At 70.7% G+C, this 23,245-nt stretch carries 14 protein-coding genes; 3 read left to right on the top strand and 11 right to left on the bottom strand.

Annotated features, from left to right (window positions below; all coding sequences use genetic code 11):
• Window position 1: 1 nt before the first annotated feature.
• The 9 genes from BLU09_RS27715 to BLU09_RS27675 form a co-directional block, all read right to left on the bottom strand.
• The gene (locus BLU09_RS27715) at window positions 2-2,851 is read right to left on the bottom strand and encodes a tetratricopeptide repeat protein (RefSeq protein ID WP_090492742.1); all 2,850 of its coding nucleotides are present in this window, start codon (window positions 2,849-2,851) and stop codon (window positions 2-4) included.
• 3 nt (window positions 2,852-2,854) lie between these two features.
• Complete coding sequence (gene purH, locus BLU09_RS27710) at window positions 2,855-4,399, bottom strand: bifunctional phosphoribosylaminoimidazolecarboxamide formyltransferase/IMP cyclohydrolase (protein WP_090492741.1); 1,545 nt, start codon at window positions 4,397-4,399, stop codon at window positions 2,855-2,857.
• Window positions 4,400-4,504: 105 nt separating this feature from the next.
• Window positions 4,505-4,996 carry a sigma factor-like helix-turn-helix DNA-binding protein gene (locus BLU09_RS27705; RefSeq protein ID WP_002635080.1) on the bottom strand — a complete coding sequence of 164 codons (492 nt, stop codon included), beginning with the start codon at window positions 4,994-4,996 and terminating at the stop codon, window positions 4,505-4,507.
• A 42-nt stretch (window positions 4,997-5,038) separates the two neighbouring features.
• The gene (locus BLU09_RS27700; RefSeq protein ID WP_090492740.1) at window positions 5,039-5,563 is read right to left on the bottom strand and encodes a MerR family transcriptional regulator; all 525 of its coding nucleotides are present in this window, start codon (window positions 5,561-5,563) and stop codon (window positions 5,039-5,041) included.
• A gap of 307 nt (window positions 5,564-5,870) precedes the next feature.
• Complete coding sequence (locus BLU09_RS27695; protein ID WP_090492738.1) at window positions 5,871-8,429, bottom strand: serine/threonine-protein kinase; 2,559 nt, start codon at window positions 8,427-8,429, stop codon at window positions 5,871-5,873.
• Window positions 8,430-8,449: 20 nt separating this feature from the next.
• Window positions 8,450-10,780 carry a serine/threonine protein kinase gene (locus tag BLU09_RS27690; protein ID WP_090492736.1) on the bottom strand — a complete coding sequence of 777 codons (2,331 nt, stop codon included), beginning with the start codon at window positions 10,778-10,780 and terminating at the stop codon, window positions 8,450-8,452.
• Between the two features lie 130 nt (window positions 10,781-10,910).
• Entirely contained in the window at window positions 10,911-11,297 is a 387-nt protein-coding gene (locus BLU09_RS27685; protein ID WP_090492734.1) for a hypothetical protein, read from the bottom strand.
• 108 nt (window positions 11,298-11,405) lie between these two features.
• Window positions 11,406-14,372: a choice-of-anchor D domain-containing protein gene (locus BLU09_RS27680; protein ID WP_186817844.1), complete on the bottom strand. Its 2,967-nt coding sequence runs from the start codon at window positions 14,370-14,372 to the stop codon at window positions 11,406-11,408.
• A gap of 156 nt (window positions 14,373-14,528) precedes the next feature.
• Window positions 14,529-15,173: a CDP-alcohol phosphatidyltransferase family protein gene (locus BLU09_RS27675; protein WP_090492730.1), complete on the bottom strand. Its 645-nt coding sequence runs from the start codon at window positions 15,171-15,173 to the stop codon at window positions 14,529-14,531.
• Between the two features lie 146 nt (window positions 15,174-15,319).
• On the opposite strand from BLU09_RS27675, the gene BLU09_RS27670 reads away from it, so the two are divergent.
• Window positions 15,320-17,827, top strand: a complete 2,508-nt coding sequence (locus BLU09_RS27670; protein WP_090492728.1) for a penicillin acylase family protein — start codon at window positions 15,320-15,322, stop codon at window positions 17,825-17,827.
• A 216-nt stretch (window positions 17,828-18,043) separates the two neighbouring features.
• Window positions 18,044-18,490 (top strand): hypothetical protein, encoded by a 447-nt coding sequence (locus BLU09_RS27665; protein ID WP_011552966.1) that lies wholly within the window; start codon window positions 18,044-18,046, stop codon window positions 18,488-18,490.
• A 28-nt stretch (window positions 18,491-18,518) separates the two neighbouring features.
• Here the strand turns inward: BLU09_RS27665 and BLU09_RS27660 are convergent, their stop codons facing one another.
• On the bottom strand, window positions 18,519-19,364 hold the full coding sequence (locus tag BLU09_RS27660) for a ThiF family adenylyltransferase (protein WP_244172072.1): 846 nt from the start codon (window positions 19,362-19,364) through the stop codon (window positions 18,519-18,521).
• 566 nt (window positions 19,365-19,930) lie between these two features.
• On the opposite strand from BLU09_RS27660, the gene BLU09_RS27655 reads away from it, so the two are divergent.
• On the top strand, window positions 19,931-21,271 hold the full coding sequence (locus BLU09_RS27655; RefSeq protein WP_244172071.1) for an alpha/beta fold hydrolase: 1,341 nt from the start codon (window positions 19,931-19,933) through the stop codon (window positions 21,269-21,271).
• A gap of 10 nt (window positions 21,272-21,281) precedes the next feature.
• Here the strand turns inward: BLU09_RS27655 and BLU09_RS27650 are convergent, their stop codons facing one another.
• Entirely contained in the window at window positions 21,282-23,072 is a 1,791-nt protein-coding gene (locus BLU09_RS27650) for a sigma 54-interacting transcriptional regulator (RefSeq protein WP_186817843.1), read from the bottom strand.
• Window positions 23,073-23,245: the final 173 nt, after the last annotated feature.

Genomic DNA, 23,245 nt, shown 5'->3' with positions numbered 1-23,245 from the left:
CTCACCGTTCCAACAGGTAGAGCATCCGCTTCGCGGGGAGGTATGCCGGATCCAACCCCACCACCTTCACCAGGGTGTCTCGCGCCACGTCCTTGCCCCGGGCCGACTCCAACTGCGCCAGTCGCGCCTGCGCCGATAGCAGCGTGGGCGCCAGGGCCAGCGCGTCCCGCAGCGCGCGCTTGGCCGGCTCCACCTGCCGGGCCTCCGCCAACGCCAGGCCGTGCGCCAGATGCGACACCGGCATCTGCCGCCCCGCCGCCGCGGAGCGTTCGCCCAGGCGCCGGGCGTCCGCAATAGCACCTCGCTGTAGCGCGATGAGCGAGCGGTAGGCCAGGGCCCCCGCGTTGTTCGCGTCCACCTCCAACACACTGCGCAGGTGACGCTCGGCCGCGTCGAACTGGTGCTGGTGGAAACGCAGCAGGCCCTCGTACAACAGTGGGGACGGATCCTCCGGTCCCTCGGACAGCGCGAGGATGGCCCCCTCCACGCCCTCCACCGTCTCGCGCGGGCGCAGCCAGTAGGCGGACGTCGCGGGCCGCGGCTCCAGCCGGAGCGGATCCGATTGCAGCGCCTGGTGCAGCGCGCGGAAGGCATCGTCGCGTCGCTTCGCGCTCGCCGCGGCGACGCCCGCCAGCAGCTGCGCGTCCAGCCGCCGCGCGTCCAGCTTCACCGCCGCCTGGAATGCCTCCAGCGCCTCCAGCGGCTTCTTCTCCAGGAGCAGCAGCCGGCCTTCGAGCACCTTCTCCAGCGCGCCGTCCTCCAGTTGCCCGCGGAAGCCCGGCAGATGGGTCCGTGCCATCTCCGCATCGCGGCGGCCCAGGGCCACCAGGAAGAGCTGGAGGTGCGCCTCCGGCAGTCCCTTCACGAGCTGCAGGGCCTCTTCCGCCGACTTCACCGCCGCGTCCTGACTGCCCGCGGTGCGCTCCGCGGCCGCCAGGTGCACCAGCACCTCGGCCACCTCGGGCCCGTCGTAGCGCGCCCGGCTCTTCATCAGCGCGCGCAAGTCCCGCACCGCGCCCGCGGCGTTGCCTTCCGCCTGGTAGCGCAGCATCGCCAGCGGCAACAGCGCGCGCAGTTCGCCGGGCTCCGCCTTCACCCGGGCCTCGTACAACTTGCGCGCCTCCGCGGGCTCACCCACCTCCTGGTAGATGCGGGCGGTGAGCGCCAGGCTCTCCCAGTCCTTCGGGCTCGTCTCCAGCCGCTTGCGCAGCGTGTCCAGCGCGGCGGAGTACTCACCGCCCGACACATGCGCGAGCGCGCGGTAGTAGTGCAGCCGCTTGATGTCCGGCGACAGCTTCTGCGCGGAGTCGAAGTGGCTGCGAGCCAGCTCGCGGGACGACGACAGCCACGTGCGGCCCAGCACCAGGTGCGCTTCGGCCTTCTGCGCGTCGGGGAGCTCCGCGCGGGCCAGCAACTCCTCCGCGAGCGGGCGTGCCTGCTCGGGCTGACCGGAGCGGGCCAGCAAGAGGTTCGCGTGCGCCAGCAGCAACGGCGCCGTGCGGCCGGACCGCGACTCCGCCGCCGACAGCAGCGCCCGGGCCTCCTGGAACGTCGCGTCGTCCATGCGCGCGCCGCGTCCCAGCGCCAGCGCCTGGACGTAGCCCGCGATGGCGGCGTCGCTGGTCGGATCCAACACCAGCGCCTGCTGGAAGGACTCCTCCGCCTCCGCGTACGCAAAGCGCTCGTCACGGGCGAGCTGCTGCTGCCCCTGCGCGAGCCGTTCCGCGCTGGTGCCCGGAATCTCCAGGTACTTCAACTTCCAGCGAGGCAGCACCGCCTGCACCGCTTCCGGGATGGCGGCCACGGGCGGAGGACCGGCCTGGAGGCGCGACGCCTGCTGCTGCTGTTGGTACAGGAAATAACCGCCCACGCCTCCGCCCACGACGACGAGCCCCACGAGGCCCGCCACCAGTCCGCCCTTGCCTCCACGGGAGCGCCCATCCGTGACGAGCACCGGCGCGGAGCGCGAGCCGCTGCGAGGCTCCGCTCCCAGCTGCGGCGAGGAGCCGCGGAGGCCACTGCGAGGCTCCGGCCCCATGTCCGGAATGATGTCGGTGCTGATGGGCACGCGCGCGCCACTGCGGGACTCGGCACCGGGCGCTGGCTCCGAGGCTTGCGCCGCCGATGCCGAGCCCCCGCCCAGGTCCGCCATGGGAGGCAGGAAGTCCGAGTTCCCCGCCGGAGCGGCCGGACGGCTCGCGGCGGCCGGCGCCTGGGCGGAACCAGGCTGGCGGCAGTCATCACAGATGCCGAGCGCCTGGTCGAAGGAATCCGTCAGCGGCTTCTGGCAGACGCGGCAGCCGGAGGTCGCGGGCTTCGCAGCGGCGGGCTTCGCCGGGCGCGAAGGCTGGGACTCCAGCCCCTGCGGCGCGGAGGGCGGCGGTCCCAGGAAGTCGAGCAGCGGGTCCTCCGCACCGGCCCCACTGCCTCCCGAAGCCGGCGTCCCCACGCTCGCGAAGGGGTCCACGGGCGGCGCGGACGCGGGAGCATGCGGGGGCATCGCCCCGAAGTCGCCGAACAGGTCCGAGCCCGAGCGGCCCTCTCCCCGGGCGGGCTTGGGAGCCGGAGCAGCGCCAGGCGCGGGCGCGGCGGGCGGCGGCGCACCGAAGTCGCCGAAGAGGTCGTCCGCGGGATTCGCCGCGGGCGCGGCGCCGGAGACGGGCGTCAGCGTGACGGGCGCCGCGGGCTGTGATGCCGGAGCCGGCGCGCCAGCAGCGGGCACGGCCGAGGGATCGCGCCGGACCAACTGCAGGTTCCGGCAGCGAGGACACTGCGCGCGAACGCCCTTGGCGGTGATGAGCTTGTCATCAATCGCGTAGGCGGCCGCACATTTCTGACAGACGATGCGCATGGCTCAGTGCCGGAAGTGTCGCACTCCCGTCAGCACCATGGCCATCCCATGTTCATCCGCGGCGGCAATCAACTCCGCGTCACGGACCGAACCGCCGGGCTGTACGACACAGGTGGCCCCCGCCCGGGCGGCCTCGTCCAGCCCATCCCGGAACGGGAAGAAGGCGTCCGAGGCGACCGCGCTGCCCCGGAGGGCCGCTCCGCCGCGCTGCATCGCGATGCGGACCGAGTCCACCCGGTTCGTCTGCCCCCCGCCCTGCGCCAGGAGCTGGTCACCAGAGGCGAAGACGATGGCGTTGCTCTTGACGTGTTTGCACACCTTCCAGGCGAAGCGCATGGCCCGCTCCTCCTCCGGCGTGGGAGCCCGCTTGGAGACCACCTTCCACGACAGCGGCGGCTCCACCGAGTCCCGGTCCATCAGCAGCATGCCACCGGACACGCTGCGAGCGTCCAACTGGGCACGCGGCCGGGCCTGGGGACTGGCCAGCGCGGGGCCCGCCTCCAGGAGCCGCAGGTTCTTCTTCGCCGCCAGCACCTGCAACGCCTCCGGGGAGTACGACGGCGCGATGACCGCCTCCAGGAACGTCTCCGCCATGGCCTGGGCCGTGGCCGCGTCCACCTCGCGGTTGAGCGCGACGATGCCCCCGAAGGCGGAGACCTCGTCCACCGCGCGGGCCGTGCGGTAGGCCTTCACCAGGGCGGCATCCACCGCCACGCCGCACGGCGTGTTGTGCTTGATGATGACGGCCGCGGGGGCCTCCGGGAACTCCAGCAGCAGGCCCAGCGCCGCGTCCAGGTCCAGGATGTTGTTGTACGACAGCTCCTTGCCCTGCAGCACCTTGGCGAAGGCGACCGTCGGCTCCTGGGGCGCGGCGTGCTCGCGGTAGAAGGCGCCGCGCTGATGCGGGTTCTCCCCGTAGCGCAGGTCCTGCGACTTCTGGAACGCCAGCGACAGCTCCCCCGGGAATGGCTCGCCCGCCTGCGCGGACAGCCACGCGGAGATGGAGGCATCGTAGGCCGCCGTGTGCGCGAAGGCCTTGCGCATCAGCCGGCGCCGCGTGTCCTCGCTCACCGCCTTCTGCTGCTCCAGCTCCGCCAGCACCGCCGGATAGTCGTCCGGGTCCACCACCACCGAGACGTGCCGGAAGTTCTTCGCGGAGGCGCGCACCATCGCGGGCCCGCCGATATCAATCTGCTCGATGACCTCCGGCTCCGCGGCGCCCGAGGCCACCGTCTGCCGGAATGGATACAGGTTCACCGCAACCAGGGAGATGGGCTCGATGCCGTGCGCCTTCATCTCCTCCCGGTCGGCCTCCAGCTCCAGCCGTCCCAGGATGCCGCCGTGGATGCGGGGGTGGAGCGTCTTCACGCGGCCACCCAGAATCTCGGGGCTCTGCGTGTGCTCGGACACCTTCTTGACGGGCACCCCCGCGCCCTTGAGCGCCTCCAGCGTGCCCCCGGTGGACAACAACCGGAAGCCCAGGCGGACGAGCCCCTGGGCGAAGGGAACCAGACCTCGCTTATCAGAAACGCTCAGGAGAGCCAGCACGTGTGGGCCTCGGTGTGCGGGAAGCGGCGGTAGTAGCAACCACCCCCTGGGGTGTCAACGCAACACGTCGGCCCTCCGTTGGCGGGTGGAAACCACCCGCGAACATCAGGGCTTGCGAGCCGAAACCGGCGGCTCGGCTTCGGTGGCTTCGCGCAGCTTCATCAGCCCGCGCGTCTCCACCTGGCGGATGCGCTCGCGGGTGAGGTTCATGATCTCTCCCACCTCCTCGAGCGTGATGCCGCCCTTCTCCGCCACGTCCAGGGCGCAGGTGTGCTCCAGCTCCCAGATCTCCTTGTCCGGGAAGTTGAGCTTGATGGACCCCGTCTCCGGATTCACGTCCAGGTAGAGATTGTGCTTGCAGGAGACGAAGTTGCACGGCCGGGGACCGTTGATGCAGTCCGCGCGCGTACGCGGCCGCGTGTCGTCCATCTGCTTCAGCAGGTCGGCCTCTTCGGGGTCCACCTGACCTGTGAGGCGACGCCTCCGCAGGTCGCGCGCCATCTCCTTGCGCGACATGGTCTTGGAACGGCGGCGCTCCTGCGCCTGGTCCGATTCCTGGTCCCCCCCCTCCTCCTGTAGCTGCTTCACTTCCGACATGTCCCCTCCACGTGAGGCCAGTCTACCCGGTTCCCGGGTATTCTATTGCGAACGGATGGTTTCGTCTGCGCGTGCGGTCACGGCGCTACCGAGCCGGGCGACATCCCGGACCAGATCCTGCGCTCTTTGCCGCAAGGTTGCTAGCTGTGCCTCAAGCGTACGCCGATGCTCCCCCCCAAAGGCGCGGTCCCCCAGCTCCTCCTGGAACCCGTTCAGGAGGCCTGCAAGGTCCCGTTCCAACTGGTCGATGTAGTTGCTGTGGAAGACATAGGACCGCTTGATGTCCTCCAGGGTGTGCCCCTCCGCCATCATCTTCTTGATGACATTGATGCGGCGCACCGCCTCCACCGGGTAGAGCCCAACGCTCCCCTGATGCTTCCCCTTCCGGCCCACCCGGCGACTCCTGGGTAGCAAGCCGGCCTGCACGTACTTCCGGAACGTCGCCTCCGACAGGCGCACGCCCCGCGGCCGAAAGATTTCCAGGATGGCGCTCGCGGGCAGGCCGCCCGCGTTCTCACGCTCGATCCGAGCAATCTCCTCAGGAGCCAGCAGGTCCATGGATTCCATTGAATATAATCCACTGAGTGGGGGCCACTGAGTGCCAGAACGGGCGGTTGGGTGTCAAGGCAGACCACCAGGCAGGCAAGCGGCGACGGACGAATCGCGCGCCTTTGAACAGGCGGAGCGGCAGGTGGGACGAGGTAGGCGTGACAGCCCGAAGGCGGCCCCGCCGGGTGCGAGGCAGCAGCGTTCAGGAGTGGACGTTGGGGGTGCTCAAGCGGAAGCGAGCACGGGTACGGCGGGTGACTTCGGACCTGGGCTCAGGTTGCGGCGCGGCTGCCGGTGAGGCTGCCGCGCCGGGAGCCGGCCTGGTTCAGCGCCCCCTGGGGGCGCGGAACTCGCGGCTGACGGTGCCGCCCGCGGTGACGGTGACGTCGTAGCGGCGCTCACCGGACGGGTGCTGGAAAACGAGCTTGTGGTTGCCGACGGGCAACCGGTACGACGCCCGCCCCGTCACTTCGCCCATGCGCTTGCCGTTGATGAACACGGTGGCATAGGGCGCGGCCTGGACCTGGAGCGTTCCGCTAGCCGGCGCCGCGCGCACGCGCTCCGGCTCCTGGTGGGTGCCGGCCGTACTCGGCGCGGGGTCGGAGGCCGGGTGGGTGGCGGCAGCGGCGAGCACCTCCTCGCGCATCAGCCCGTCCACCTCGGATTCGGTGTCGGCGGTTTCGGCGGGCCCTGTCTCCCCGCCTTCGGCGTTCCCAGCGACCGCCGTAGGCGCGGGCTGCGCGGCCGGCACGGGTTCATCAACAGCGGGGGCGGCCACCATGGGCTCTGCCGGCGCCACCGGAGGAGCCGCTTCGGTCCCCCGCATCACAGCGACGCCACCTCCGACGACTGCGAGCCCCAATGCCACGGCGAGTCCCAGCGCCCACGGACGGCGCGCCGCCGGCACGGCCACCGAGGCCACGGGACCGGACGCGTGGGCACCCGCCTCGAGAGGCTCGGGGCCGAACGCATGAGCGCCCACCGCAGGCACATCGGCTCTGGACGCACGGGCACTCGCCCCGAGCCCCCCGGATCCGGACGTCTGGGCACCCGCCCCAGGCACCTCGGGTCCGGACGCACGGACACCCGCCGCAAGGCCCTCGGGGCCGGACGCACGGACATTCGCCGCAAGGCCCTCGGGGCCGGACGCACGGACATTCGCCGCAGGGCCCTCGGGGCCGGACGCACGGACACTCGCCGCAGGGCCCTCGGGGCCGGACGCACGGACACTCGCCGCAGGGCCCTCGGGGCCGGACGCACGGACACTCGCCGCAAGGCCCTCGGGGCCGGACCCATGGGAACCCGCCGCAGGCACCTCGGACGATCCAGGCACGGCGGCCCACATCCCGGGATGCGCCTCAGGCTCCGTAGTCGACGGGGTCCCTTCGTCGTCGTCGTCCTCATCGTCCCAGGCGCTGGCCAGCTTCAGGCTCCCGGAGGGCCCTGACGGTGACGCGACGGCGGCGATTCCTTCCGGACGACTCGGGGTCCGCGCGCTCCCGGACACCGCCGGGACACCGGAGCCCCTGCTCGGCGTCTTCTCGGCCCGTGCATCCTGGCTGGAGGCGGCACCGCGAGCATCCTCGGCCCCGCCGGAGGGCGGCCCCGACACCGCGACCACGCCCTCCGGACGGCTCTGCCGACCCGGAGTGGAAGGCGCGCCTTCGAAAGAAGCGCCGCGAGGCACCGGCGACGACGCCACCGCCGGCAGCGGCATCATCGGCGTGGCCATGGGCGGCAGTGGCGCCGCATCCAGCGCGGCCACCTCGCCCCTACGCGGCAACACGAAGGTCGGCGCGTTGACGTCTTCATCCGGAGACGTCGGCAACGCCAGGCCGCTGCGGCCAGCAGACACCATCACCGCGGTGGGCTCGCGCGGCACGGGCGACGCCTCTGCCCCAGGTGCCGGCTCCCCTTCCACGACGTGTGTGCGCTCCTGCACGGTGGGAATCGCCTGGGTGAGGCTGGTGGGGAACAAGCGGCGCATGAAGGCGCTCAGGTCCGTGTCGTCCAAGGACCTCGCATGCGTCAGCACACACTGGGCCAGGGCGCGCTCGAACTCCGCGGCCGTCTGGAAGCGGAGCGCGGGGTCTCTGTCCAGAGCTCGCACCACGGCGGCATCCAGGTCCGCGGGCACGTCCGGATTCAGCCGGGCCGGAGGCGGAATGGTGCTCTGCTGCACCGCGCGCAGCACCGCCACCTCGGAGTCCCCGTCGAACAGGCGGCCTCCGGTGAGCATCTCCCACAGCACCACGCCCAACGCGAAGATGTCCGTGCGTGCATCCACGGCCTCGCCCCGGGCCTGCTCGGGCGACATGTACGCGAACTTGCCCTTCAGCACGCCCGGCTGCGTCAGCTTGTTGCCCGCCTTGGCGATGCCAAAGTCCGTCAGCTTCACCGCGCCGTCGAAGGACAGCAGCACGTTGTGCGGCGTGACGTCCCGGTGCACCAGGTCCAACGGCTGGCCATTCACGCGGACGCGGTGCGCATAGTGCAGGCCCCGGGCAACCTCCGCGCCGATGTGCGCCACCAGCATGGGCGGCACCGGCTCCATCAACTCCTTGCCGCGCTTGCGCAGCTCCCACAACGAGCAGCCGCGCACGTACTCCATGGCCAGGTAGTACGTGTCCTCATGCTTGTCGAAGTCGAATATCTGCACCACGTTCGCGTGGTTCAGCCGCGAGGCCAGCCGGGCCTCGGCGATGAACATCCCCACGAACTCCGGGTCGCTGGCGAGGAAGGCGCGCACCCGCTTGATGACGACTTCCTTCTCGAAGCCCTCCGCGCCGCGCGCCGTGCACAGGTAGATTTCCGCCATGCCGCCCTCGGCGAGCTTGCGGCGGACGACGTACTTGCCGATGTGAGTGCCGGCTTCGAGCGTCACGGGAGCATCCAAGGCATGTGCTATTCGAACTTCACGCTCACGACGTTGAGGTCGATGGGCTTCACCTCGATACGTCGACTGAGCGTCTTCTTGAGGTCGGGGTTGACGAAGCGGCAGTCATAGCTGCCCACTCGCAACTCCACGGCCTCGAAGGGCGTTTCGCCCAGCCGCTTGCCACCGCACGTCACCTCCGCCCAAGGGTGCACGACGAAGCGCACCCGGGCCAGTCGCACCTCCTGCCGGGGCTCGGGCCGGGGCGGACGCTCGCGTACCACCGCCACGGGAGCAGCAGCCACCGCGCGGGGCTCGGGCTCCAGCGTGAAGCGCGCCACCTGCTCCGCGTCCTCACCCACCGTCACCGTGCGCGTCTGCGCCTGGTGCCGGTCGGCCTCCACCCGCACGGCGACCTGCTGGCCTACCGCCGTTTCGAGCATCACCGGCCGCTCGTCGTGGCGCTGACCATCCACCAGCACCACCGCGTCCGCGGGCTGCGTCTCGATGCGCAGCCGCACCGGCGCCGGCGCGGGCTCCACGGGAGGCTGGGGCTCCACGGGCGGGGGCCGCAGCTCCGTCGGAGCCTGGACCGGCGCCTCGGCCTGCCTGGGCACGGGCGCGGGCACCGCGGCCTCCGGGTCCAACGACACCGGCATGGGCTCCGGCGACCGCATCGACCAGAGCACCACGCCCACCGCCACGACGACCAGCAATGCCAGCCCCACGTACAGCCACGTCTTGCTGCCCGCGGCAGCCACGGGGCGCTTCGCCGCGCGCGCCATGCCCAGCGACAGCGTGGGGGCGTCCTCCTCGAGCGACTCGCCGTCCCGCAGCGGAATCACCACCCGCGCGGGCCGGCCCGTCTCCATCATGGCGATGGTGGGCGCGTCCTCCTCCACGACGTACCCACCCCGCGCCTGCGAGCGCGCGCCAGCGCGGGCATCCACCGTGGGGGCGTCCTCGTCATCCACGGGGAGGACCGGCGCCCCCAGGTCGAAGCGGCCCGTGCCGCCGAAGGGCCGCGAAGCGCCGCGAGGCTCCGTCGGCGCGGCAGCAGCGGCCCCGCCCAGCTTCACGTCCGTCCGGGTCACCGACGCGGGCGCACGCGCATCCACCGTGGGTGCGTCCTCTTCCACGGGCGGCGGCAGCGGAGGCGTCACGTTCATGCCAGAGCGAGAGGGCCGCTCGGGCTCCACCGCCCGGCGCTGTCCCGTCAGCCGCGGCGCGGGCTTCTCCGGCTCCAGTTCGAAGCGGCCCGTGCGGGACGCCGGTCGCGGACGCAGCGCCGCCGTCGCGTCGTCCTCCGGAGACATCGACGGTGGACGCGGCGGCAACGCGGGCCGCAGGCCCGTGCGACGCGGCGGAGCCTCCTGCCTCGACGTCCCCGAATCCGAGTCCTCGCCCAGCACGTCGCCCGCCCGGGCCTCCTCGGCCAGCCGCTCCGCGAAGACCTCCTTCATGAAGGCGGACAGGTGCGCGGACGTGGCGGGCGCCTGGTGCGCACGCAGCCACTCCTCCAGCGCGTGCTGGAGGTGCGCCGCTTCCTGGTACCGGTCCGGCAGCTCCTTCGCGAGCGCCTTGAGGACGATGGCGTCCAGATCCGCCGGCACGCGCGACGTCACGTGCGAGGGCGGCAACACCCGGCACTCCGACACCGCCGTCAGCGTCTGGATGTCGTTGGGGCGCTTGAACAGGCGCGTGCTGGTGAGCAGTTCGTACAGGACGATGCCCAGCGCGAAGATGTCCGCGCGGCAGTCCACCCGCATGCCCGCCGCCTGCTCCGGGGACATGTACGAATACTTCCCCTTCAGCACGCCGGAGCGGGTCACCGTGGCCTGGTCCGCCGCCTTGGCGATACCGAAGTCCACCACCTTCACCCCGCCCTCGAACGTCACCAGGATGTTCTGGGGGGACACGTCCCGGTGGACGATGCCCAGCGGACGGCCCGTCGTCGGGTCCGTGCGCTTGTGCGCGTAGTCCAGGCCGGCGCAGGCCTCGATGAGGATGCGGCACACCAGCGGCACCGGCAGCGGCTGGCCCATCAGCTCCGACTGCCGCCACAGCCGGCGCAGGTCGTCGCCGTGGATGTACTCCATGGCGATGAAGAAGGAGTCGTCCTGGGCGCCCAGGTCGAAAATCTGCACCACGTTGGGGTGGTTCAGCCGGGCGGCGATGCGCGCCTCGTCCAGGAACATCTTGACGAAGTCGTCGTTCTCCGCGAGGTGCGGAAGGATCCGCTTGACCACCACCCGCTTGTCAGGCTCCGCGCCCTGAGGCCGCGCAAGATAGATCTGCGCCATCCCGCCCGTGGCGAGACGACTCAGGAGCTGATACCTGCCATAGGTTTCGATGGACACGGCGACCTGACCGGCCCCTGGACAACCACCCTTGGAGTGGCCCCGAGTTCCGGGCGCGGGATGGCCCCGAGCGTAAGCGCACCGGGAAGGAGGGTCAAACCCCCAACTGCTCCGGAAACGGCCTTTGTGGCTACCTCCGGGCGGCCCTCACCTCGCGAGTCTCTCGCATCAGGGCCTCCAGTTCGTCCAGGTGCCGCTTCAGCACCGGCATCAGCACCGGCGCCACGTCCACCCGGTCGAACAGGTCCAGGACCCGGTCCACCTTCCGCTCAATCTCCCCCGCCCGCGCCGGGCTGATTCGCCGCAGCAGCAGGTCCGCCCCGGCCTCCATCAGCACCCGGGCCACGGCGTCCCGGGAGGCGAGCGGCTCCTCCCTCCGCTGCCCTTCTCCCTTGATGACGCGCAGTCCTGGAGCCCGTCCAGAGGGGCGGGCCGCGCTCGTCATCGTTCCTTCAAAGTCCTGGGAGTTCACCGGGTGCCTCCTCGGCAGCTGCAGGTACGACCTCAGGGTACACACCGCGAGGTGACCTCCAATTTTCTGGTCATCCGCACAGGCGGAAGCAGACCTGTAGCACCGGGGACTGACACCACTGTGGAGGGCCGGATGTCCGGCCCTCCAGGTGCGTTACATCGCGTCGCACGAACGGCGGTAGTTGATGGAGATGCGAGTGCCCGCCGGCGGCACGACGTCGAACACCACGCTGTTGGTGGCCGCGTCGTAGGTCCAGCCAGACGTGGACGGCGTGCCATTCACCGTCACCGTCACGGTGCCGGGCTCCGGCATGTCGCTCAGCGGGAAGCGCTCCTGCGCGGAGAAGGCCTTGTCACCCACCGCCTGCAACAGCGGCCGGTAGTCTTCCGCGCAGACGCTCACCACCTCGCCTCCTGTGCGGGAGGTGGCCTGCGCGTAGCGGGTACCGGCGCCGCCGGCCGTCGCGCAGCCTTCAGCCGGCGGAGCGATGGCGTAGAAGGTCGCGCGCTGAGGCTGGTTCTGCCCCTTGAGCTGCTGGGCCCAGTCCACGTAGGTGTCCACCGCGTCGGGCGAGTGGTCGTCCTCGTCGCTGACGAACAGCACCACCAGCGCGGCCTCCTCGCGCAGGAAGCCCACGTTGCCGTCGTTGGGCAGCGGCGTGCGCGGGTCATCCGCGCTGTTCACCAGCGGCCGGGACAGCGCGCGGCGCATCGCCTCGAAGCCCTGCTCCACCTCCGCGCACCGGCCCACCTGCACGCTCTGCTGGAGCTGCTGGGCCAGGTTCGGCGTCGCGCTCGTGAGGATGCGCGGCAGCGAGTGGTCCACCGGGAAGAAGCGGCCCGCCTCGCCCCCCTCCGCGCCGCCCGGGCACGCGTTGGCCGGGTCCGTGGGCGTCACCGGATGGATGCCCGTCGTCGTCACCGCCACGTTGAGGCTCACGCCCCGGTCCAGCGCCGTCTGCACGAAGGTCGGAATGGCCTCCACCAGCCGCGGATGCTCCACCGCCATGGAGGCGGTGTTGTCCACCACCAGCAGCACATCCACCTTGCTGACGTCCTGCTGGATGAAGTTGTCCGTCTTCTCCACGCGCATCGACGACTCGCCCACCAGCGGAACCATCAGCGGCGCCGGCAAGTCACTGGAGCCCACGTACAGCGGCGACAGGTTCATGCCCGACACCAGGCCGAAGTACTCCACGCCCACCGTGAAGGCCTCGTTGGGCGGCAGCACGAAGGGGATGGAGGCCGGCACCGCCGAAAACCCGAACTCCGAATCCGTGGTGCCCGGCCCAATCCACACGTCGTGCACCGTCACCGGCGCGGCGCAGGCATTGAGGAAGTTCACCTCCATGGGCTCGGCGGGGCAGTCCGGCCGGGCCACGCCCCAGTCCATGTAGCGGCGCGAGGCCACCAGGCACACCGCCTGCGTGTTGGCCACCAGCGGCACCAGCAGCACCGGGTTGGCCGGCTGCATCTGTTCAATCTGCACGGTGCCGGTGAAGTGGCCGCCCGCCACGGGCGCCATGAAGGCCACCTGGAAGCTGAACCAGTCGCCGGGGTACATGATGCCGCCGTAGATGTCGCCGCCCGGCAGCGTGAAGACGCCGCCGCCGTCATCTCGCAGGCGGAGGTTCTTCACCGGGCACAAGTCGGTGCCGCGGTTCTCCAGCTTGAGTCCCAGCACCGCGCCCTGCCCGGGCGGAATGGTGCCGAAATCCAGGGCCTGCGGCGTGAGCGTGAGCTCGCAGGGCGCGTGCGCCTCCGGGTTGCCGCGGAAGTCCATCTGGACCATGGCCGCGGAGAAGGCGTTGGTCGTCATCACCAGCGAGCCCTCCGCCGCGCGCAGCTCGGTGGGCTCGTAGAAGACCTCCAGGTTCACCTCACCGCCGGGCGGCAGCGTCACCGGCAGCGCCAGCGGCGTGTGGTTGAACTGAGGCGCCCCACCCTGCTGCGGCAGCCAATCCAGCGTGTTGATGGTGAGCCCGCCCTCATTGGACGCGCCGCAGTTCTTCACGTTGATGATGACACGCACCTTCGCGCCGAGCGGCTGCGTGCCGAAGTCGTAGAACGACGGGGACACACACAGCTCCGGCGCGCCGCCGTAGCCGCGCAGCTGCACGGGCGTCGTCGGATGGCGGCGGCTCTCCACGTGGTACAGCGCGGTGTCCTGCGCCGCGCCCTGGTGGTCCGGGCTGTAGCGGAACGTGAAGGTCCGCACCTCGCCCGGCTGGAGCACGAAGGGGAAGCCAGCGTTGTTCTGGGTGAAGGACGCGTCACGGCCCTCCAGCGTCAACTGCGTCACCGTCACCGGCTCGGTGCTGATGTTGCGGATGCTCGACTCGCGCACCGCGTCCCGGTCCACGGGCACCGCGCCGAAGTCCAGGACCTCCGGCTCGGCCACCACCGCACGCTCCAGCGCCTCGGCGGCCACCTGCACCGTCACGTCAGCGCAGCCGCGGCAGGGTGACACCGCCAGCGCCACCTGCTTGCGGCCCACCCGCACCGGGTGGAACGTCACCCTGAGCTCGCGGCGCTCACCGGGCGCCAGCGTCACCGGCGCCACGCTGAATTCGTCGCGGTCCGCGCCCACCAGCCGCGGCGTCACCTCCACGGATAATTCCGTGGGGTTCTCCAGCATCAGCGGCAGCGTCTTCGTGGCGTCCGCTTCAATGCGGCCGAAGTCCAGCCGACGCGGCGACACGCGGGCCCAGGCGTCCACGCCGGTGCCCGTCAGGGGGATGCGCAGCAGGGGCTCGATGCGCGTATCCGAGCGCACCACCAACACCCCCGGCTGGGAACCTTCGGCGGGCGGCGCGAAGCGCACGCGCAGCGAGCACGCGCTCCCGGGTTGCAAGCTGTGCGGCCCCTCATGGGTGAACTCGGCGCGGTAGGCCCCCTCGGGGCCCTCCACCCAGACCTCGTTCACGTCAACGGGTGCGCGGCCCACGTTGCGCAGCGAAATCTCCGCTTCGCGCGCATCGAAGATGGCCACCCGCGCGAAGTCGACGCCACCCGGCGTCGCCGTCAGCCGTCCGTCCGCCAGCGCCGAGCGCTCGCGATCCGCACAGCCGACCAGCAACCCCACCACCGCGAGGGCGACCCAGCCCAAGCGCCCTGTCATGGCCCACCCCTTCCCCACTACCGTCAACCTTGGCCGCCGCGCGCCCCACATGGAGGACGGCGGAAGGAACGGTGGCGAAGCTAGGCACCCACTTCAGGGTGGGCAACCGGCCATGCGTGGGGAACCCCGCGCCCAGGGGTGGGTGGGTGTCCGGTATCAAATCTTCGGAATGCGCAATGTCTTGCTGATCATCGCGCTTCCGCTGGCCACGTACATCAGCGCCAACGGGTGCAACACCAACGGTCCCAGGCGCCACGCCCCACCCCACAGGTCCGGACCGATGCGCCCCGCCCACGTCGCCGCGGCCATCACCATCACCAGCACCAGGCTGGTGGGAATGGGGGTGCCCTCGAAGTACTTCACCTTCCCTGACTCGTCCGACAGGTCCGCCGACGTGACGTTGAAGCGCGCCAGCCGGCTGATGCCACACGCCACGAAGTAGAGGAGCGCCGCCACGTCCAGGGAGCCGCGCATCCCCACCGCGAAGGCCAGCGCCGCGGGCGCCATGCCGAAGGAGATGACGTCCGCCAGTGAGTCCAGGTCCGCGCCCAGAGGCGACTTCTTGAAGCGCCAGCGCGCGATGCGCCCGTCCATGACGTCCATCACCAGCGCCACCGGCATCAGGCCGAAAGCCACCCACAGCCAGCTCACGTCCCCGGAAGCCAGGTACTGCATGGAGGAGAGGATGGCGCCCGCGCCCGCGAAGCCGTTGCCCAGCGTCACGAAGTCAGCGAGCACGAACGTGCGAATCATCGAAAAGTGACGGCGCGGGCGGCGGGCACGGGACGGCTCGGTCGACATATGCGCGATTTCCTACCACACCCCTCCCGCTCGGCCGGAAGCTCGTTCTTGCCACACTGCGTTGTGCCCGGCGGTGTGAGAAATCATTCCAGTTCCAGAAACATTTTGACGGTGTGATCAGCCACTCCCTACGCTCGACGACTGTCATGCACCCCAAACCTCCCTCGCCCCTCCGGCGCGGTGTGCTCCGGCGTACGCGGAGCACCCGCTGGCAGTTCTCCCTTCTCGCAGGCGTGAGCCTGCTGTTCAGCTCCGCCTGTGGTGACGACGACGAAGGCACGCCTCCGACCCCGACGCCCACCTACGAAGTCACCATCCGCCGCACCGCCCACGGCGTCCCCCACATCACCGGAAAGGACATGGGCAGCGTGGCGTACGGCAATGGCTATGCCTTCGCCCAGGACCACGTCTGCATCCTCGCGGATCAGATCCTCAAGGTGCGCGGCGAGCGCGCCCGCTTCCTGGGCATGGGCCCCGGCAGCACCTACGCGGGCAGCGACTTCGCCTACCGCTCGCTGGGCCTCCACGCGCGCGCCACGGAGCGCATCAGCACGCAGCCCGCCACCCTCCAGGCCATGCTCAAGGGCTACGCGGCCGGCTTCAACCGCTACATCGAGGAGACGCCCAAGGATCAGCTCCCCGCGCCCTGCACCGGCGCCAAGTGGGTGCGCCCCATCTCCGACGTGGACCTGCTGGCCTACGCCTACAGCGTGGCGCTGACGGGCAGCAGCTATCAGGTCGCCCTCGCCCTCGCCGCGGCCACGCCGCCCGACGTGACGGCGACCACCCTGGGCACGCCGGACCGCGACCACGTCAAGGTCCAGCGGCCCGAACTGCACCAGGTGGGCAGCAACGGCTGGGCCATTGGCCGCGACCGCTCCGCCACCGGCCACGGCATGGTGGTGGCCAACCCGCACTTCCCCTGGGAAGGCGAGCTCAAGCTGTGGGAGAGCCACCTCACCGTCCCCGGTGAGCTGGACATCTACGGCGTGGGCCTGCTGGGCGTGCCCGCGGTCCTCATCGGCTTCAACAACGACGTGGCCTGGACGCACACCTTCTCCTCCGGCCAGCGCATGACGCTGTACGGGCTGCGCCTGGTGCCGGGCAAGCCGACCTCGTACTACTACGACAACGAAGAGCGGGAGATGACCTGGAAGGACATCACCATCCTGGTCCGGCTCGACAACGGCACGCTCGTCAACGTCACCCGCCGCATGTACAGCAGCCACTACGGCCCCATCATCTCCATCCCCGGCACCGCGGAGTGGACCGAGCAGTCCGTGCTCACCTACCGCGACGCCAACCTGGAGAACGACACCCTGCTGGCGCAGTTCCTGGGCATGAACCAGGCCCGCAGCATGGATGAGTTCAAGGCCGTCTACGCGCGCGAGCAGGGCATCCCCTGGGTCAACACCATGGCGGCCGACCGCGCGGGCAACACCTGGTACACGGATGCCACGCCCACGCCGAACCTGTCGCAGGCGGCCCTGGCCACCTGGAACATCGCCCGCCAGGGCGCGGACCTGGCCACCACCGCCATCTGGCAGCAGATGGGCCTGGTGCTGCTCGACGGCAGCAACAGCCAGAACGAGTGGCAGGACGAGCCCGGCGCCCGCAGCCCGGGCCTGGTCCCCTTCAGCAAGGTGCCCAAGCTGGACCGCACCGACTTCGTCTTCAACGCCAATGACAGCTATTGGCTGACCAACCCCGCCGCGCCGCTCAAGGGCTTCTCGCCCCTGCACGGCCTGGAGGACGTGCCCCAGACGCCGCGCACGCGCCTCAACGCCGTCATGCTCACCGAGCAGGGCGAAGGTGGCGCGTCCGGCGCGGACGGCCTCTTCACCCGCACCGAGCTGCAGGACGCCAGCCTCAGCAACCGCGGCATGATCGCCGAGCTGCTCATCGACGACGTGGTGGCCCGCTGCACCGGCCACACGACGGTGCCCTACGGCACGGACACCGTGGACATCAGCCAGGCGTGCTCGCTGATTGCCCAGTGGGACCGTCGCTATGACGTGGACAGCGTGGGCGCCATCGTGTGGCGCGAGTTCGCGGGCACGTTCACCATGGGCGAGCTGCAGGCGAGCCCGGCGCTGTACGCCACGCCCTTCGACCCGGCCGACCCCATCGCCACGCCCCACACGCTGGCGCCCGCGCCCGCCCAGGGCACCGACCCCGTCCTGACCAAGCTGGCCCAGGCCGTGACCACGCTGACGCGCGCGGGCCTGGCGCTGGACCTCCCGCTGGGCGAGGCGCAGTTCACCCCCCGCGTGAGCGGCGAGCGCATCCCCATCCACGGCGGCGGCAACTACGATGGCGCGGCGAACATCGTCGGCTTCGGCACGCTGAAGTCCACCACGCCCAACGCCGAGGTGGGCAGCGCCACGCGCACCGTCGTCAACGGACGCACGGCCCTGGCCAACGGCGGCTACGTCATCAACAACGGCAGCAGCTTCATCATGGCCATGGAGTTCACGCCCACCGGCGTGCAGGCCAGCGCCCTGCTGACCTACAGCGAGTCCAGCAACCCGGCCTCGCCGTACTACGCGGACCAGACGCGGCTGTTCTCCCAGAAGCAGTGGCGGCCCATCCTCTTCACCGCCGAGGAAATCGCCGCCGCGCCGGCTGAGCAGATCACCCTCACCGGCGACTGACGCCCCCCCGCCGGCCCCCGATTCGTCGGGGGCCGGACACCTCGCGGCCCGGCGGGGCAACGTCGGGCCGCGGATGTCCGCCCTCCAGTCTGATTCCGTCTGCTCCAGGGACGCGCGCCAATGGGTGCGCAGACCGCCAGGCGCCGCCGTTCGTTCCTGGCGAAGGGGCACCGGGATTTCCCGGTGGAATCACCGCGGCAGCAGCAGGGGGACATCATGGCCACATCCGTCTACAAGACCGCCATCATCGGCAGAGTGTTCTTCCTCCGCTGGGAGGCACCACCCAGTCAGGAAGAAATCCACACCGTCTTCCAGCAGATGAAGGGCGCGCACGAGCAGCTTCAGCACCCGCTCGTCCTCGTCGCCAGCCTTTCACCGAAGTCGTCCGTGCCCAATTCGGAGCAGCGGCGCAACCTGTCCACCTTCCATTCGGACGCGCGCCCGCTCTTCACGGAGATTCACGCCATCGTCGAAGGCAATGACCTGCAATACAACCTGCAGCGGGTCATCATCTCTGGCATCAACCTGGTGACGCGCACCTTCGACGAGGCCTTCCACCGCGTGCACAAGCACGCCGACCTCGTCGCCCCCTACCTGGGCAAGAGCCTGGGCGTGGACGGCGTGAAGGTCATCGAGGAGGCCCGGGCGCGCGGCGTGGTGTGAGCGCGGCCCGTCCTTCCGTCCAGCGACGTCAGCTCGCGGCCGGGGCACCTCCGGCCCGCGACGCCGGGACCACCCGCCTCGCCAGGGCCGACGCGGCGGTGCCCCGGACGAAGCTGTGGTCGAAGAAGTCCACATAGAGGTACTCCGGCCACGACACCATGGACCGGGGGCCCCGCATCACCGCGCGCGTCAACTCCGTCACCATCATCCCCGCGGCGCTCGTCGCGCCCACCACGCAGGTGGGGGCGTGGCCCCGGCCCTGGAAGCACGCGTCCATGTACTCGCGGAGCATGTAGCTTCCCAGGTGGGGGATGATGGCCGGCAGGTCGATGCGCCCATCCGGCAGGATGTAGAGCGCTTCATACAGCGGCGCGTCCGGCTGAAAGACGTGCAGCGCCGCGCCGAATCCCAACATCAGCCCCGTCATCACCGGCACGCCGCGCTGGCGGCAGGCGCGGTGGAGCACCTGCTTCTCATGCGCCCCCGCGATGTCGATGACCTCCACCACGTAATCCACCGGCCCTAGCGCACCGCCCCCGCCCAGCACGTCCTCCACGTTGGCCTCGGTGATGCCCTCCGGCACTTCCCGCAGCCGCAGCGCCGGGTGGATGTCCCGGCACATCCGCCCCACCACCTCCACCTTGGAGCGGCCCAACGTGCTTTCGAAGCAGCCCACCTGCCGGTTCATGTTGTGGCGCTCGTAGACGTCGAAGTCCGCCAGCGTCACGCCGCCGAACCCCAGCCGCGCCAGGTCCACCGCGCACTGGCCACCCGCGCCGCCCACGCCCGCCACCAACACATGCGTGCGTGACAGTTTGTCCAGCGTCTCCGCATCCACCACGCCCAGATTGCGCTGGAACCGCTGCTCGAACATGGGCCGCCTCACGTTGAAGTCTGGCTTCCATGTGCCCCCCACCCAGGAGGGTGGCGAGAGCCCCACGGGCGCGTGTGTTCAGCACCCCTCCCACGTCACCTGGTGCCGTTCGGACCCCGTCAGTCCACCCGTACTGGAGAGCTAATCCGTTCTTGCCCGTTCTGGTCGCCTGTGGTCATTTGCGCGCGCTCGTCACCCACGCCTCTCAATCCCTGCCGGGTTCCTCGTGACGCCCCGAAAGCCGCACCGGTGATGCGCGGGCTTCAGCGATGAAGCACGCGCCGAAGTACCCCACCTGGCAGGGGATGTCAGAGGTTCGATCCACAGTGGCATTCACCCATGAAGTCCCTGTCTGGATAACACTCCAGGAGTTACAGGGGTTTAATGATTGGCGTGAATTCTGCTCGGGGGGGCGACACGTCAGGGGCGTCATGGGCCGGCGTAACTCGACTCCCCCGAACCTCTTCAGCCGATCCGAGGTCTGTATGCGTTCCGTGTTCTTCCTCTGCGTCTCGTTGGCATGTCTGTCGTTGGCTCGAACCGCCGAAGGGGCCCCTTCTGATGACATGCGACACGCTGTCTCACGGGCCGCGGCGCTCCAGGGCGTGGCGCTGGCGGAGGGCGCGCCGGCCAGCGCCGCGCTCGTCGGTTCCAGCAATCGGGGAGGCAGTGAGCGGGTGGCGCTGTTCGGCGACGTGGCCCACTACCGCTACCGCCTGCAGGTGGGCCCATCGCAGCAGGACGTCATCACCCTGCACCGGGTGGTGCGGGAGGACGGGGCGTGGCGGCCGGCGCGTGCGACGCGCGCGGTGTTCATGGTGCACGGCGACGGGTGGGGCTTCGAGGCCGCGTTCCTCTCCAGCATCGGCTCCGCATTCGTTCCGCCGGAGCAGTCCATCGCCGCGTATCTGGCGAAGGAGGGCGTGGACGTGTGGGGCATCGACCTGCGGTGGGCGGGCGTGCCGCAGAACACGCAGGATTTTCGCTTCATGAAGAACTGGACGCTGGAAACGCACGCGGCCGACGTGGGCGTGGCGCTGGGGGTGGCGAAACTGCTGCGGCTGGCGGGCGGCAACTTCCTGGGCACCATGCACCTGCTGGGCTGGAGCCGGGGCGCGGTGGTGGGCTACGCGTACCTCAACCGCGAGGCCCGGCTGCCGCGCGCGCTGCGACAGGTGGACGGCTTCATCCCCATGGACATGGCGGTGCGCTTCTCTCCGCAGGACGCGCAACAGCAGGCGTGGGCGTGCGAGCGCCATGCGGCGCTGAGCAATGCCCGCCAGGAGGGCCAACTGGAGGGCGGCCTGCTCGGGCCGGCGCCGGGCATCATGCTGCAGGCCATTGGCCAGCTCGCCGCGGTGCTGCCGGCCGCGCCGTCGCCGCTGGTGCAGGACGACATCTTCGGGCCGGGCACGGGCCGGCCCTCGAACCGCAAGCTGGCCCTGGTCGCGGCGGGCGCGACGAGCGTGCTCTTCGCGCCGCTGCAGCCGGTTGTCCCGGCCTACCACCTGATGGGCAGCACGCCGGATGCCATGGGCCTGCCGGAGCGGCTGTCCTTCACCCACGAGGGCTACCTCTTCGAGTTCGGCCAGCGCGCCGCCCCGTACCAGAGCATCAACGAGGTGGTGGAGACGGAGGCGTGGGCCTGCGGGAAGCACGTACCCTACGGCGACCGCCTGCGTGACGTGAAGGTGCCGGTTCTGTACGTGGGCGCCGCGGGCGGCGTGGGCCGCTACGGCGAGCACAGCGTCACGCTGCTGGGCAGCCGGGACGTCACCCTGCTCAACATCAGCACGCTGCCGGAAACCGCTCGCGCCCTGGACTACGGGCACGCGGACCTGTTCCTGGCGGACGACGCGCGCGTGCGCGTCTGGAAGCCCATGCTCCAGTGGATTCGCGCCCACTGAGGCGCAAGGCCTAGCTGTCTCCCTTCCACAAGCCGTGGCGCCGGACCCGCCGGCCCAGCGTCACCGGGTCCATCCCCAGCGCCACGGCCGCGCGCCGCAGCACCCCGCCGTGGCGCTCCAGGGCCTCGCGGATGAACTCCCGCTCCACCCGGTCCAGCCGCGCGCGCAGCGAGCCATCCCCACCCGGCTCGTTACGCAGGGCCAGGGTGGAGCCCAGCACCGGTGGCAGCAGCCGCCGCGACACCACCTCGCCGGGGCGGGAGAGCAGCACCGAGCGCTCCATGACGTTGCGCAGCTCGCGCACGTTTCCCGGCCAGGCGTAGGCCCGCAGCGCGTCCACCGCGTCCGGCGCGATGCCGCTGGCGGAGCGGCGCAAGGTGCGGTTGAACAACTCCAGGAAGTAGAGCGCCAGCTCCGGAACGTCCTCCGGCCTGTCCCGCAGCGGGGGAATGTCCACGGTGAAGCTGTTGAGCCGGTAGAAGAGGTCCGCGCGGAAGCGGCCGGCGCGCACTTCCTCGCCCATGTCCTTGTTGCTGGCGGCCACCACGCGCACGTCCACGTGGCGCACCTGGGTGCCGCCCACCGGACGCACGTCCCCCGTCTCCAGCACGCGGAGGAGCTTGGCCTGGAGGTTGGCGGTGGTGTTCTCGATTTCGTCCAGGAAGATGGTGCCGCCGTTGGCGAGCACGAAGAGCCCGGGGTGGTCCGCCACCGCGCCCGTGAAGGAGCCCTTCACGTGGCCGAAGAGCTCGCTCTCCAGCAGCGTCTCCGACAGCGCGCCGCAGTCCTGCACCACGAGCGGCACGTCCCCCCGGCCACTGAGCCGGTGGAGGATGCGCGCCAGCACCTCCTTGCCCGTGCCCGTCTCGCCCTGGAGCAGCACGGCCACGCGGTGGGGCGCCACCAGGCGCACCAGCTCCATCACCCGCTGCATGGCGGCGCTGCGGAAGCCCACTTCATCCCCGCCGCGCCCACCAGGGGCCGGCGGCAACTTCTGCGATAGGGCGCGCTCGCGCAGCAAGCTGCGCTCCAGTTCCAGCGCCATGCGCCACTGCTCGGTGCGCACGCCGTGCTCGCGCCCCGCTTGAAGCACCGCCTGGTGCAGGGCCTCCCGCGTGGGTGCAGGCCCGAGCGCGCGGAAGATGCGCCCGGCGTTGAAGAGGGCCACCAGCCGCTCCGGCGCGGCCGGCGCGCAGTAGACGATTCGCGATGCCAGGTCACTGGGCGGCCCCGCGCCGGAAGGGTCCGCGTCCGCGCGGCGGGCGGCCAGGGACTCCACCAGGGCCAGGGCCTGCTCCTCGTCCTGACCGCACACCACCAGGCACGCCGCGTCCCCGCGCGTCACCAGCGCGTGGGCGTCCGACGGGCTGGCGGCGAAGTGGAGCTTGGCCACCCCTTCCAGCGCGGCCGTCACCGCGCGCGCCTCCTGCTCGGTGGCGAAGGCCACCACCACCTGGAGGTGCGACGAGGCGAGGTAGCGCGCCAGCTTCACGCCGTCCGCTTCCTCGAAGGCGCGGAAGCTCACGCCCATGGCCGCCACCGCGCCGGATGCGTCGTGGCGCCAGCGCACCACGCCGCGCACGCGGATGTGCTCACCGGAGTCCGGAAGGGAGAACGACAGCTCCACGTCCTCGCCCTCACGCGGCCCTTCGGACGGCGTGTGCGGCGTGGCGATGAGCCCGATGCCCGTCTCACTGATGTTGACGGCCCAGCACCCATGGAGCGCGGGCTGCGTCACCACCTTCACGTACAACGGCTTGCGTTCGCTTCGAGGGGCGTAGGCGGACACAGGCCGCGTCATGACCACCACAGTCTACTTGAGGGATGAAGCGACGTTGACAATTTGCGACGCGAGAAGATTCGCCAGTCATCACTCGACCTGGATGTAGGCATAGGTCATGAACGACCGGGCGGCGGAAGGTATCAACAAGCAAACGAGCCCGTCTCGCGGCATGAGACACGTCCTCGCGCTCC

Origin of the sequence: Myxococcus virescens, from assembly GCF_900101905.1 — a bacterium.
GTDB classification, from domain to species: Bacteria; Myxococcota; Myxococcia; order Myxococcales; family Myxococcaceae; genus Myxococcus; species Myxococcus virescens.
Note: the sequence above shows the minus strand (reverse complement) of the source record. Positions and strands in the feature narration are given on the sequence as shown.

Bases quoted from the DNA above. Each gene is read 5' to 3' on its own strand.
- BLU09_RS27715 (WP_090492742.1), bottom strand. From the start codon at position 2,851: ATGCGCATCGTCTGTCAGAAATGTGCGGCCGCCTACGCGATTGATGAC.
- BLU09_RS27705 (WP_002635080.1), bottom strand. From the start codon at position 4,996: ATGTCGGAAGTGAAGCAGCTACAGGAGGAGGGGGGGGACCAGGAATCG.
- BLU09_RS27700 (WP_090492740.1), bottom strand. From the start codon at position 5,563: ATGGAATCCATGGACCTGCTGGCTCCTGAGGAGATTGCTCGGATCGAG.
- BLU09_RS27680 (WP_186817844.1), bottom strand. From the start codon at position 14,372: ATGACAGGGCGCTTGGGCTGGGTCGCCCTCGCGGTGGTGGGGTTGCTG.
- BLU09_RS27675 (WP_090492730.1), bottom strand. From the start codon at position 15,173: ATGTCGACCGAGCCGTCCCGTGCCCGCCGCCCGCGCCGTCACTTTTCG.
- BLU09_RS27670 (WP_090492728.1), top strand. From the start codon at position 15,320: ATGCACCCCAAACCTCCCTCGCCCCTCCGGCGCGGTGTGCTCCGGCGT.
- BLU09_RS27665 (WP_011552966.1), top strand. From the start codon at position 18,044: ATGGCCACATCCGTCTACAAGACCGCCATCATCGGCAGAGTGTTCTTC.
- BLU09_RS27660 (WP_244172072.1), bottom strand. From the start codon at position 19,364: ATGTTCGAGCAGCGGTTCCAGCGCAATCTGGGCGTGGTGGATGCGGAG.
- BLU09_RS27655 (WP_244172071.1), top strand. From the start codon at position 19,931: ATGCGACACGCTGTCTCACGGGCCGCGGCGCTCCAGGGCGTGGCGCTG.
- BLU09_RS27650 (WP_186817843.1), bottom strand. From the start codon at position 23,072: ATGACGCGGCCTGTGTCCGCCTACGCCCCTCGAAGCGAACGCAAGCCG.